Raw genomic sequence first — 12,508 nt, 5'->3', positions numbered from 1 at the left:
GGGGCGCAAAGCGCCCCCGGCATTCAAGCGCCTGGAAGCGCCGCACACTCCGCCAGCACCCTCAACCCGCCCATCACCTCCGACGTAATCACCCGCCCCAGGCATACCCGCAACCCAGTGCCACATTCCCCATCGGCAAAGAACATCCCGCTGTCGCCGACATTGCAGCCACGCGCCGCCGCAAGCCGTTGCAGCGCCACCATGTCCGTCCCTTCCGGCAATTCGATCCAATGAATAAAACCACCCTGCGGCGCCACATACCGCGTCCCAAGCGGAAACACCGAGCGCACCAGCGTCTCCATCACCCCGGCCTGGGCCGCCAGCCGCCCACGCAGCTTCGCGCAGTGCTCCTCCATGTACCCCCGGCCGATAAACTCATCCAGCACCCGCTGGGCCAGGCTCGACACCGCCAGGTTGCGCGAAAACAGCTGGGCCAGGATCGCATCCCGGTAGCGCCCCGCCACGCACCAGCCCACCCGGTACCCCGGCGCCACGGTCTTGGAGAACGACGAGCAATAGATCGTCTGCCCGGTGCTGTCGTAGTGCTTGATCGCCTTCGGGCGCTGCGCCTCGTCCACCAGGTCGAAGAAGATATCGTCCTCGATGATCGGCACATCCGCCGCCTGCGCCAGCTGTGAGAGCCGTGCCCGCGCCGCGTCGGGCATGATGAAGCCCCGTGGGTTCTGCAGCGTCGGGTTGAGGAACACCACATCGACCTTGCCACGCTTGAGCGCCCATTCCAGGTGCTCGAGGTCCATGCCGCTGTCGGCGTGGGTGCGGATGGGCAGGGCGCGCATCCCCAGGCGTTCGATGGTCTGCAGGATGCCGTAATAGGTAGGCGTCTCGATGGCCACCGTGGCGCCCGGCCGGGCGACGGCTTCGAGGGCCAGTTCCAGGGCCACGGTGTCGCCCGAGGTCACCAGGATATCGTCTGGCCCACAGGTCACGCCGCGTTGCAGCATCAGCCCGGCGATGCGCCGGCGCAGCGAGGCCAGGCCCGGCGGGGCGATCAGGCCGGCCAAGGGTTGGTCGGCCTTGGCGGCCAGCGTCGCCAGGCACTTGTTCAGCAGCACCTGGGGCGTGAGCTCGTCGTGCAGCACCGCCGAGCTCAACGACAGCGCGGTATTGCTGGCCGCCTGGGCAAGCATGGCGACCACCGCGTGGTTGACGTTGACGGTGACACTGGCCAGGTCGAACCCCTGTACCTGGGCCGCGCCCTTGGCGACGAAATAGCCGATCCGCGGCGTGGCCTGCACATAGGCATTGGCCTCCAGCTCCGCCAAGGCGCGCTGCACGGTGGCGATGCTGCTGTCGAACAGCCGCGCCAGCTCGCGCACCGAGGGCAGTTGCGTGCCGCTGGGCCATTCGCCGCTGTCGATCTGGCGCAGCAGCCAGGCGTTGACGGTGTGCCAGCGTTTGTCGGGCTTGGGGTTCCGGTCCATGGGGGCCTTGTGTCGTGTCAGGCGGGGGCTCCCGAAAGGTAGAGCAAAACCACGCCGGTTGCAGCCACGATGACGATGTTCAGCAGCACCAGGGCAAAGCCGAAGCGGATCAGCCCGTGTTCTTCCTCGCGGTTGGCCCCGGCCAGCCCGATGATCAGCGACAGGATCGACAGCGAGCCCAGCGCGCCATGCCCGGCGGCACTGTTGACCATCGCCGCCAACCACGGGCCGTGGACCGTGGACAGCGCGGCGATGGAGGGCATCACCAGCGTGTTGCCGCCGACATTGGAGCCGGTGACATAGCCGGCCAACCCCGCCAGCAGCGACACCGTCGACGCCAGCGACACCCCGGACAGCGCCTGCAACGCCCGTTGCGCCTCGACCAGGAAGCCGGCCTTGACCATCACCTGCGACAGCAGCAGGAACAGGAAGATCGTCGCCACCGGGAACCGCGCCCGGGTGACCAGCGCCTGCCATGGGAAGCCCGTGCGCTGGCGCCCGACCATCATCAGCACCACCAGCAGCAAGGCCAGCCCCGGCGAAGCCAGTGGCTTCCACGACACGTTGGTGCCATGCACCACCCATAGGCCGTCCCACCCCGACAGCAGGAACAGCCCCCGCGAGACAATGATCACCGTCAGCAGGGCCATGTACGGCCACGCCGCTTGCGGCCAGCGCACCAGCGCCCCGCGCCGCGCCCAGGACATCCCCAGGCCCACGCCGGCCACCGCCAGCCCGGCCAGCACGCCCGACGCCTCCGGCCCGATCCAGCGGTTGACCGCATACAGCACCGCACTGAACAGCAACGAGACCAGCGCCAACCCCAGCCAAGCCTGCAGACTGCGAATCCCCGCCAGTACCAGCGCCACGGCGGCCAGGCCGAGGAACACTGGCGCGCTGACCAGCGCCGAATGGCTGCCCAGTTCCTGCGCCGGCACATGGGCCAGCAGCGCGCCGATCACCGTGGCCAGCCCCAGCGTGCCCCAGGGCATCACCACCATGCCGGCCAGCGCCATCTTCATGCCGACCTGACGCGAGAACAGCCCCATCAGCAGCGGCACCGTGGCGATCAGCGATACGCCGAACCCGGTCATCGCCTCCAGCAGTGGCGCCAGGCCCAGCACGATGAAGATCACCTGCATCGGCGGCGTCCAGCCCAGCTCCCGCACCCAGGCGCCGATCGCCTGCGGGGCGTTGGCGCGTTCGACCAGGATGACGAAGGCCAGCCCCGGAACGATCACGCAGGCGGTGCTGAGGAACAGGATCAGCGTGTCTTGCAGGATGGCGCTGGACACCGCCGCCGACAGCGGCTGAGCGGCGCCCAGGCCCCACAGCAGCAAGACACCGGCCACGCCGGCCAGCGCGGCCTGCACGGGTGGGCGGCGCAGCAGCAGGATCAGGGCGATCACCAGGCCAATGGGGGACATTTGCAGCAGCAGCGCAGCCATGATGCGGGTTCCTTCAGCCATCCAGGGAGTGAGGTGGAGGGTGAAGGGCGGGCGCCTGCTGAAACAGATACAGCGCCCGGGCGATTTTCAATACAGCCCGGGCGGGGTTACTGCGGTGTCAGCAACCGGTCCCGGCAGGCCTGGAGAATGTCGTCCGCCAGCGGCGAATCGTCCGGGCAGGCGCGGGAGAGCGTGATGGCGCCCACCAGGGTGGCGATCACGCCCAGGCGCCGGGCGCGTTCGGCCTGCTCGTCGGCGGCATCCGTCGGCTCGCTGGCGGCCTGGAGCGTTGCCAGCAAGCGCTCGAGCCCGTCGGCAAACACCGTCTTCACGGCGTCGGGCTGGCGCGCGGCATCGCTGGCCAGCGCCGCCAGGGTGCAACCTGAGGCCGGGTTGTCGCGGTGCTCCCTGGAGAGGTACTGGCGCAGGTAGTCCGCCACACCGCCACTGTCGGTGCCGGAGGTGTTCTGCGACAGCCCGCAGGCTGCCGCCTCGGCCATGAGGTCGGCCTTCGAGCCGAAATGCTTGTAGAAGCCGCCATGGGTGAAACCGGCGGCCGCCATCAACTCGGCGACGCCGACCCCGTCATAGCCCCGCTGGCGGAACAACGAGGACGCCGTCTCGACGATATGGGTGCGGTTGGCCTGGGCTTGTGCCTTGGTGACTTTCATGGCGGATGACTCCTGCGCCGTGGAGGTGAGGTTCATCATACATTGATGTCAGTCATCATCAAAATATTGACATGGTTAGATGATGATCGTAATCATAAAGGCCAGGCCCACCCCGATCGGGTGTCGCCACCCACCTTGAGGATTTGCCATGAGTGCCTTGCCTACCGTTCTCGTCACCGGTGCCTCCAGCGGTATCGGCGCCACCTATGCCGAACGCTTCGCCCAGCGTGGTCACGACCTGGTGCTGGTCGCCCGCGACCAGGCGCGCCTGGAGACCCTGGCTGCCCGCCTGCGTGAGCACTTCGCTGTCGCCGTCGAGGTGCTGGTCGCCGACCTCACCCAGGCCGATGCCCTTGCTCGGGTCGAAGCGCGGTTGCGTGAAGACGTGCGTATAGGCGTGCTGATCAACAACGCCGGGCAAGGCCAGTCAGGGGGCTTCCTGGGGCAGGATGGCGCAAGCCTCGAGCGCCTGATCGGCCTGAACGTCACCGCCGTCACCCGCCTGGCTGCCGCCATTGCGCCGCGCCTGGCCGAGCAGGGCACTGGCGCGATCGTCAACATCGGCTCGGTGGTGGGGCTGGCGCCGGAACTGGGCATGACCGTGTATGGCGCCACCAAGGCGTTCGTGCAGTTCCTGTCCCAGGGGCTGGCGCTGGAGCTGGGGCCGAAGGGGGTCTATGTGCAGGCCGTGCTGCCGGCCGCGACCCGCACCGAGATCTGGTCGCGTTCCGGATTGGATATCAACACGTTGCCAGAAGTGATGGAGGTGGAAGACTTGGTCGATGCTGCGCTGGTGGGTTACGACCGCCGCGAAGCGATCACCATTCCGCCCTTGCAGCACGCCGACCGCTGGGCTGCGCTGGATGGCGCCCGGCAGATGCTGATGGGGGATTTGCGCCAATCCCAGGTGGCCGAGCGCTATCGCAGTGCGCAGTGAGTCACGGGAGATCTCAATGAAAGCTTTCATCATCGATCGTTATGGCAAGGATGTAGCCGGGCGTATCGCCGAAATGCCCGTGCCCACCCTGGGGGATGACGACGTGCTGGTGCGGGTTCACGCCGCCGGGGTGAACGCCCTGGACGTGAAGCTGCGTAACGGCGAGTTCAAACGGGTACTTCCGTACCGCCTGCCGCTAATCCTTGGCAACGACCTGGCCGGTACCGTACTGCGCGTGGGCGCCCGTGTCACCCGCTTCAAGCCCGGCGACGAGGTCTATGCACGGCCCGGGCAGGCACGCATCGGCAGTTTTGCCGAACAGATCGCCGTCACCCAGCAGGCCCTGGCGCGCAAGCCCGCCAACTTGAGCATGGAACAGGCCGCCGCGCTGCCCTTGGTGTCCTTGACCGCTTGGCAGGTATTGGTGGAAGCCGCCCAGCTCAAGCCGGGGCAGAAGGTGCTGATTCATGCGGGTTCTGGTGGCGTGGGCAGTATTGCGATCCAGTTGGCCAAGCATTTGGGGGCGTTCGTCGCCACGACCACCAGCACGGGCAATGTCGAATGGGTGAAGGCCTTGGGCGCGGATGTGGTCATCGATTACAAGCGCCAGGATTTCACCCGGGAATTGCGCGACTACGATGTGGTGCTCAGCGGGTTGGAGGCAGGCACCTTGGAGCGCTCGGTGCAGATTCTCAAACCGGGTGGCCAGCTGATTTCCATTTCCGGGCCGCCCACGCCTGAGTTCGCGGCCGAACAAGGGATGGCTTGGCCATTACGTCAGGTGCTTCGCCTGCTCAGCCGCCGCATCCGCAAGCGTTGTGAGGCCTTGGGCGTGCGCTATCGGTTCGTGTTCATGCGCGCCGATGGTCGACAGTTGGAGGCCATCACCCGGCTGGTGGAGGAGGGGATCCTGACGCCGGTGCTCGACCAAGTGTTCGCCTTCGAGGCTACCGAACAGGCGCTGGCGGCGGTGGCAGGTGGGCGGAGCAAGGGCAAGGTGGTGGTGCGGGTGGCTTGAGCTGCACGTCCAGCCCTCGGGAGGGGCGTTTATTCAAAGCCCCTCGCCAAGATACAGGCGGTGTACTTCACCGATTCGCTTACTGGCTGAGATTGGTACCCCTGCGTCCTGGGCAAACTGCGGCCATTGTGCGATGGCTTCGCAGACTTCCTTGATGATCCGTCGTGCGTCCATGCCACGAACTTGGCTGGCAACGCTTAACAGATCGTCGAGGGTGAAGTCGTCGCGTTTGCCGTTCACGGTCATCTGGTGAGTATCGACCCAGAAACTACCTGGCAGGTAGGAGTAGGAGACGTCATAGGCTGGCGTGAGGTACCAGGTGCCGTCGGTGTCCATCATGAAGGCCGTATTCTTGGTGTGGTCGTCCTGGTTGCGTGCCACCAGGTTGAAGACCATGCGGCGGTAGAACTGTTCGGCGCCGTCGCGGGAAATCCGCAGTGCGCGCATCACCGCGAAGGCCTCGGCATAGGAGTATTGGCCAGGCTTGCGGAAGTCGGCGTGGTCGAGTGCGCACAAGGTCGCCACGTGGATCTTTTCACCTTCGGTCGTGCGGTCGAAGCGCCGGGTCATGAAGTGAGCGCGTCCACCTTCCTCCAGCAATCGGCACTCGGTCATGGTGATGCCGGCCGCCTTGGCCATCAGGTGGTAGGCGTACTCGATGCGCCCGTAGCCTTGCGAGTCCGCCAGTACGGTCGAGTCCTTGGCCACATCGAACTTGAGCAACCAGTACTCGAAGCCCGGGGGCGCGGTGACCTGGCCCGAACGGATCTCGCCTTCGGCATTCATGGCGATCACCGCCTTGGCCCGGGCGCCGCCTGCGCTGGTACCGATCTGGATGAGGTGCTGCAAGGCGCTGTCGTCCAGCGACGGGTCCTTGGCATCCAGGCGTTCGGCGATCGACTCGCGTTCGGACAACACCTCGCTGGCCAGGCGCACCAGGGCATCGATATGGATGCTCTCCCCCTTGTCCCGCTCGGTGGCCATCGCCGGACGATACTCCAGGGCGCCCATGCCGCGCTTGCCCTGGTACAGCAGGCGCTCGACCGGGGTAAACGTTGCCTTGTCACGCCCCTGCTGGGCCAGCCAGGCATCGATCAGCGCGTTGCCGAAATCATCGGGCAGGGAATCGGCGAGGATCGAGGGCAGGCCCTTGAAGGTTTCGCGGTCCAGCCCCTGGAACACGTAGGTGTAGTCCTGGCGCAAGGGCATATGGACCGGCGAGATCTCTAGGCCGGTCCTGACGAACTCGGGGGTGTATTCGAACTCTCCGATCTGGGTCTGCGTGTTCCAGTTGAGCGCGCCTACATACACATCCCAGAGATAGATCCGTGCAATCACCAGCTGTCATCCTTGTCGGGTTTCGGGCCACCAATGAGCGTGGGCTTGCCGATAGGCGTCCTGATTCCGTGTTCAGGCGCCGGCGGTGTAGCCCGTGTGACGGTCGCCCGCAGCCGCTGTTTGCCCTGCATTTTCGCCAGTTGCACGGGGCTGGTCCTGACGTCCTCGATGAGGGAGGCGAGACGATCAAGCTCTCCCAGCACCCTCAGGACGGCAATCACGTTCACCAGGGTGCCTTTGCCTGCCGTGAGCTTGCGGTAGGTCTCCCGGGAAATCCCGGCTTCATGGGCGACGATGTCCTGGCCAATATTACGCTTCAGGCGGATAGCCTCAATGCGTTGGCCGATCTCGTTGGCGATAGCGTCGTCAGTCATTGATATGGCTTTCATAACGCCTGGGATCCTATGCTTAAAACGCCGTTATTGACCTGCATGCCTAGGATTCTAGGCTTTGTATAGTGTGCTTTAAAGAAAAATCCGCTACTGGATAAAGACTAATTTTCTAGGCGTTGAGTGTACATTTTAATTTTTATGCCAAGAATTCTAGGCGTTGTCTAATCCTCGTTTTCACGGCGGATTTTAGCGATTGGTTTACCACATTTCGTTTCGCGCAGAACGGGCTACCGCATTGAACGTCCCGAAGTGACCAGACCTGCCAACACCTTCTCCAGTTTCACCACCGCCTCCCTCATCTCAGCGGGTGTCAGTGCCGCAAACCCCATCAGCAAGCCGGCATCGTTCCTCGGCACCGCGTACAAGCTGCCCAGCCCCAACAGATCGATCCCCACCCCGCGTGCCGCCCTGACCACGGCGTCTTCAGACAGGCCCTGCACGAAATGGCAGGGCATCTGCAGCCCGCCGGCGGGCACCTGCGGCACGAGAAACGCCCCCAGGTGCCTGCGTAGCAGATCCGCCAGTACATCCCGGCGCTCGGCGTAGAGCGCGCGCATGGCCCGCACATGGGCGTTGAAGTGGCCGCCCTCCATGAACCGGGCCAGGGTCAGCTGGGCGATGGAGGCGTTATGCCCGTCCTGCAGCGTGCGGGCGGCGGTCATCGGCGCGACGAGCTGGGGTGGCAGCAGCAGGTAGCCGATGCGCAGCCCGGCGAACAGCGATTTGGTGAAGGTACCGATGTACAGCGTGCGGTCGTGTGGGTCCAGGCCCTGCACGCAGGCGGTGGGGCGGCCGGCGTAGTGGAACTCGCTGTCGTAGTCGTCCTCGATGATCCAGGCCTGTTGCTGGCGGGCCCATTCGATCGCCAGCAGGCGCCGGTCCAGCGCCAGGGTCGCGCCGGTCGGGTATTGGTGCGAAGGAGTGAGGAACACCGCCCGGGCATCCGGCGCCAGCCGGGTCATGGCGTCCACCTGCAGGCCGTGCGCGTCCACCGGGACCGGCACGCACACCAGGCCGGCGGCAGTGACGGCCTTGCGGGTGCCCTGGTACAGCGGGTCCTCGACCAGCACCTGGTCGCCTGCGTCCATGAGCACCTGGGCGCACAGGCCAAGGGCCTGCTGCGAGCTGGTGAGGATCAGGATGCGCTCGGCGGATGCCTGGGCCCCGCGCTCGAGGTTGAGGTAGTCGGCGATTGCCCGGCGCAAGGGGGCCATGCCCTGCGGCTCGCTGTGTTCCAGCGCCCGCGTGCCGTATTCCTTGTACACCTGCCGCTCCAGCTTCTCCCAGATGGCCAGGGGGAAGTGCCGGGTTTCGGCCACGCCCGGGGCGAAGGGGCGGGGCGACTGGAAGTTGTGGACGCCACCGCTGTGCAACAGCGCTTCACCTCGGCGGCTCAACTGTACGGGGGCTTCGTTGTGTGGCGAGCGCTGGCGCTTGCGCGACGGCAGGCACCGGGCCCGTTGCGACACGAAGCTGCCACTGCCCACGCGCCGCTCGATAAATCCCTCGGCGTGCAATTGGCTGTAGGCCGACTCCACGGTATCCCGCGACACGCCCAGGGACTGGGCCAGCGGACGCGAGGCGGGCAGCGCCTTGCCCACCGGCAGTGCGCCGTCGAGGATCAACTGACGGATCGCCCGTTGGATGCGCACATGCAAGGCCAGCGCGGCGTGGGCGGGGTCGTTGATCCAGGCTTTCACCGATTCCAGCTGCGCGTGTTTGAACATTGGCCTGATTCCCTGGCTGATGGACCTGATTTATGGCTGCCAATGCCGGGGCCGCTTCGCGCCCCTTTCGCGGCACTAGGCCGCTCCTACAGGCGACCGCGATCCCCTGTAGGAGCGGCCTTGTGCCGCGAAAGGGGCGCAAAGCGCCCCCGGCAATCTCAAGCCTTACCCCTCTCCAGAACCCCAAAATGGTCTGGCAACTTCTAACTAATTGGCAGGTTAAAACCAACCATTTATCCGCTATAAAACCCAAGCCCGCAAGCAACCACCAAGGAAGGCAATTGCTACGGGCAGGCCGGCCCCTCACTCATCCACACTGCTTTGCCCAAAAAGGGGTTCCACCAATGACCACCACCCAACTGCCCGTTTTCATTCGCGAATTGAAGCAAGCCGACCTCCAGCCCTGGCGCGACTACTGGGCGCAATACCAGGCCTTCTACCAGGTAGACCTGGGCCCAGCCATCACCGAGCGCACCTGGGCCCGCTTCTTCGACCCGGCCGAACCCATGCACTGCGCCGTGGCCACGGACGGCGAACGGCTCTTCGGCTTCGTCCACTATGTGTTCCACCGCTCGACCTGGGGGCGCAACGACTTCTGCTACCTGGAAGACCTGTACGTGTGCCCGAGCGCCCGAGGGCGGATGATCGGCAAGCAACTGATCGAGTTCGTTCAGGACCAGGCCCGGCAGCAGCAGTGCGACCGGCTGTACTGGCATACCCAGGAGACCAACCGGACTGCGCAGCGGTTGTATGACTGGATTGCCGAGAAGCCGGGGGTGATTGAGTATCGGATGCCGTTGAATGTCGCTCACTAAGCTAATTGTGAGCAGCTAAGGGCGTGGGAGCGGGCTTGCCCCGCGAAAAATTCGCGATGCATGGCACCGGCTGCGCTGGTGTTCGCGGGCAAGCCCGCTCCCACAGTCTTTTGCGCAACCGAGCCGGCATTCTGTATCGGCTTGTCCAGCGATGTGAGGGCTAACGCTGAGATTGCAGGGCGGTCCAACGCAGCGCTGTTCGATTGATGTCTTCCTGCAACACGCTCAACTCACTCAGCAGTACCTCTAACTCAATGCTGACCCCATAGAACATGCCAGCAGCGGTCAGCCAGTGGCGCAGGTGGCGGTTCTCCGGAGTGTGATGATGGGCCAGCAGGGTATAGGCCCCGGACTCGCTGACCATGGTGGTCTCGCTGTACTGGCCGTAGCGCAGCAACTGCACGGTGCGGTGCTGGTCCGGGTCGAGCTTTCGGATGCAGTGTTCATCGAAGAAGCGCCCGGTCATCCGGCCGAGTTCGTGGGCGCAGAACCAGGCTTGGGATTCGAGCCAGAGGGTGTGGAGGGGGCGGTTGTGGCGGGTGAAGAGGGTGGAGGGTAATGGTTGTCTATGATTGGCCTTCCAGAAATCAGGAGAGCCGTTTCTAACGGGAACGGGATTTCGCTGCGTGAGCGTTCTTAAGCGCTGACCAGCCAAGCTAGAAGACAACACCTACTTCGTCAATTCAGGAACACATTTTGAAGTAATGGTGGCTTTATGATACTTCTTGACTACTCAACTGGAGATAGGACGTCTCATGAATCGATCAGAAAGGGCTAGTCAGATATGGGCGGTGCTTGCATTGGCGGCACGTAACCGACAGTCACTTACGTACGGGATGCTTTCTAAGCTGATTGGAGTCCCTGCTGCTGGTATGGGCAGGTTACTGGAACCTATACAGTCGTATTGCATTCTGCAGGACTTGCCGCCTCTAACACTTTTAGTTGTTCAGAAAAATTCGGGTCTGCCAGGACGTGGTTTTACCGGGGCTAAAGCTGCGGATTACGCTCGAGATCAAATGCGAATTTTCGCATACGATTGGTTGGAGCATGGCAACCCCCAAGCAGAAAAGCTCGAGCAGGCAGTATTGGAACTTCCATCCAATGGTGAGGATGTCGACTCGGACGAATGAGGTTTCGATACAAAAAAGGCTGCCCAAAGGCAGCCTTTTTTGATAACAGGACGATCAATCCCAGCTCAGAGCACCACCGGTTTGATACTCGATAACGCGAGTCTCAAAGAAGTTCTTCTCCTTCTTGAGGTCCATGATCTCACTCATCCAAGGGAACGGGTTAGTCGTCCCCGGATACTCTTCCTTCAGACCAATCTGGGTCAGTCGACGGTTGGCAATGAACTTGAGGTAATCCTCCATCATCGCCGCGTTCATGCCCAGCACGCCGCGTGGCATGGTGTCACGGGCGTATTCGATCTCCAGCTGGGTACCCTGCAGGATCATCTGGGTAGCCTCTTCCTTCATCGCGGCATCCCACAGGTGCGGGTTCTCGATCTTGATCTGGTTGATCACGTCGATGCCGAAGTTCAGGTGCATGGACTCGTCGCGCAGGATGTACTGGAACTGCTCGGCGACGCCGGTCATCTTGTTGCGGCGGCCCATGGACAGGATCTGGGTGAAGCCGCAGTAGAAGAAGATGCCTTCCAGTACGCAGTAGTAGGCGATCAGGTTGCGCAGCAGCTCTTTGTCGGTCTCGACGGTGCCGGTGTTGAACTCCGGGTCCGAGATGGCGCGGGTGTACTTCAGGCCCCAGGCGGCTTTTTTCGCGACCGATGGGATCTCGTGGTACATGTTGAAGATCTCGCCTTCATCCATGCCCAGCGACTCGATGCAGTACTGGTAGGCGTGGGTGTGGATCGCCTCTTCGAAGGCCTGGCGCAGGATGTACTGGCGGCACTCCGGGTTGGTGATCAGGCGGTACACGGCCAGGGCCAGGTTGTTGGCTACCAGCGAGTCGGCGGTGGAGAAGAAGCCGAGGTTGCGCATCACGATGCGGCGCTCGTCTTCGGTCAGGCCGTCCATGCTCTTCCACAGGGCGATGTCGGCGGTCATGTTGACCTCTTGCGGCATCCAGTGGTTGGCGCAGCCGTCGAGGTACTTCTGCCAGGCCCAGTCGTACTTGAACGGTACCAGCTGGTTGAGGTCGGCGCGGCAGTTGATCATGCGCTTTTCATCGACCGCGACGCGGGCCGAGGAGCCTTCCAGCTCGGCCAGGCCTTCCGCGATGTCCAGGGCGTCCAGCGCAGCCTTGGCGCGCTTGACGGCGTCGGAGTCGGCGGCGGTGGCGGCACGGGCTTCCAGGGCGGCGGCACCGCCGGCGCTGTCGAGCTTGTCGAGGGTGGTGGCGGCTGCGGCCTGCGCGGGGGTGTTGCCTTTGGCGGCGACTTCACCGTCTTCTTTGTCGAATTCGTCCCAGCTCAGCATGGTCCTGGCTCCTGCTAGAGGGTTGCGCGGGGCAACCGGTTGGATTTTGAAGTGATGCCTGTACGGCGCGACGCCAACGGGCGCTGCGGCAAGCAGTGAGAGCGGGCTCTCGTCACGTTTGAAGGTGTTCGGGTCGGCGCCTGGCCTGCACTCGGGCGAGGGGGCAGGGCACCTGGAAGCTGTACGGCAACGATAAAACCTGCGGTGTGGCCCTGGGGGGCTTGCTTCACGCAGTCGATCATTGGCTCATCCCTTTTTGGGGCCGCGAAGTATACCGGAAATCAC

The 12,508-nt window shown here is 64.0% G+C and carries 12 protein-coding genes; 4 read left to right on the top strand and 8 right to left on the bottom strand.

The window, feature by feature from the left end:
- Positions 1-23 precede the first annotated feature (23 nt).
- From V0R62_RS24900 to V0R62_RS24890, 3 genes are all read right to left on the bottom strand, one after another.
- Positions 24-1,442: an aminotransferase-like domain-containing protein gene (locus tag V0R62_RS24900; protein WP_330105598.1), complete on the bottom strand. Its 1,419-nt coding sequence runs from the start codon at positions 1,440-1,442 to the stop codon at positions 24-26.
- Between the two features lie 17 nt (positions 1,443-1,459).
- Entirely contained in the window at positions 1,460-2,890 is a 1,431-nt protein-coding gene (locus V0R62_RS24895; protein ID WP_330105597.1) for an L-lactate permease, read from the bottom strand.
- 107 nt (positions 2,891-2,997) lie between these two features.
- Positions 2,998-3,561: a TetR/AcrR family transcriptional regulator gene (locus tag V0R62_RS24890; RefSeq protein ID WP_330105596.1), complete on the bottom strand. Its 564-nt coding sequence runs from the start codon at positions 3,559-3,561 to the stop codon at positions 2,998-3,000.
- 148 nt (positions 3,562-3,709) lie between these two features.
- On the opposite strand from V0R62_RS24890, the gene V0R62_RS24885 reads away from it, so the two are divergent.
- Together V0R62_RS24885 and V0R62_RS24880 are read left to right on the top strand one after the other, a co-directional pair.
- Positions 3,710-4,498, top strand: coding sequence for an SDR family NAD(P)-dependent oxidoreductase (locus V0R62_RS24885; RefSeq protein WP_262952175.1), 789 nt, complete (start codon positions 3,710-3,712; stop codon positions 4,496-4,498).
- 16 nt (positions 4,499-4,514) lie between these two features.
- Positions 4,515-5,516 (top strand): NADP-dependent oxidoreductase, encoded by a 1,002-nt coding sequence (locus tag V0R62_RS24880; protein ID WP_330105595.1) that lies wholly within the window; start codon positions 4,515-4,517, stop codon positions 5,514-5,516.
- Between the two features lie 33 nt (positions 5,517-5,549).
- Here the strand turns inward: V0R62_RS24880 and V0R62_RS24875 are convergent, their stop codons facing one another.
- The 3 genes from V0R62_RS24875 to pdxR form a co-directional block, all read right to left on the bottom strand.
- On the bottom strand, positions 5,550-6,854 hold the full coding sequence (locus tag V0R62_RS24875; protein ID WP_330105594.1) for a type II toxin-antitoxin system HipA family toxin: 1,305 nt from the start codon (positions 6,852-6,854) through the stop codon (positions 5,550-5,552).
- Complete coding sequence (locus tag V0R62_RS24870) at positions 6,851-7,228, bottom strand: helix-turn-helix domain-containing protein (protein WP_186712723.1); 378 nt, start codon at positions 7,226-7,228, stop codon at positions 6,851-6,853. The genes V0R62_RS24875 and V0R62_RS24870 overlap by 4 nt, the downstream gene beginning before the upstream one ends.
- A 245-nt stretch (positions 7,229-7,473) precedes the next feature.
- Positions 7,474-8,973, bottom strand: a complete 1,500-nt coding sequence (pdxR, locus tag V0R62_RS24865) for a MocR-like pyridoxine biosynthesis transcription factor PdxR (protein ID WP_330105593.1) — start codon at positions 8,971-8,973, stop codon at positions 7,474-7,476.
- A gap of 344 nt (positions 8,974-9,317) precedes the next feature.
- Here pdxR and V0R62_RS24860 point away from each other — a divergent pair, with 344 nt between their 5' ends.
- Positions 9,318-9,788: a GNAT family N-acetyltransferase gene (locus V0R62_RS24860; protein WP_330105592.1), complete on the top strand. Its 471-nt coding sequence runs from the start codon at positions 9,318-9,320 to the stop codon at positions 9,786-9,788.
- Positions 9,789-9,948: 160 nt separating this feature from the next.
- Here V0R62_RS24860 and V0R62_RS24855 read toward each other — a convergent pair whose 3' ends face one another.
- On the bottom strand, positions 9,949-10,458 hold the full coding sequence (locus tag V0R62_RS24855) for a BRO-N domain-containing protein (protein WP_330105591.1): 510 nt from the start codon (positions 10,456-10,458) through the stop codon (positions 9,949-9,951).
- An 85-nt stretch (positions 10,459-10,543) separates the two neighbouring features.
- Here V0R62_RS24855 and V0R62_RS24850 point away from each other — a divergent pair, with 85 nt between their 5' ends.
- Entirely contained in the window at positions 10,544-10,918 is a 375-nt protein-coding gene (locus V0R62_RS24850) for a hypothetical protein (protein WP_330105590.1), read from the top strand.
- A gap of 54 nt (positions 10,919-10,972) precedes the next feature.
- On the opposite strand, the gene V0R62_RS24845 is transcribed toward V0R62_RS24850, so the two are convergent.
- Entirely contained in the window at positions 10,973-12,223 is a 1,251-nt protein-coding gene (locus tag V0R62_RS24845; RefSeq protein WP_050704266.1) for a ribonucleotide-diphosphate reductase subunit beta, read from the bottom strand.
- Positions 12,224-12,508: the final 285 nt, after the last annotated feature.

Origin of the sequence: Pseudomonas carassii (assembly GCF_036324045.1) — a bacterium.
In the GTDB taxonomy this organism is placed as follows: domain Bacteria; phylum Pseudomonadota; class Gammaproteobacteria; order Pseudomonadales; family Pseudomonadaceae; genus Aquipseudomonas; species Aquipseudomonas peradeniyensis.
Note: the sequence above shows the minus strand (reverse complement) of the source record. Positions and strands in the feature narration are given on the sequence as shown.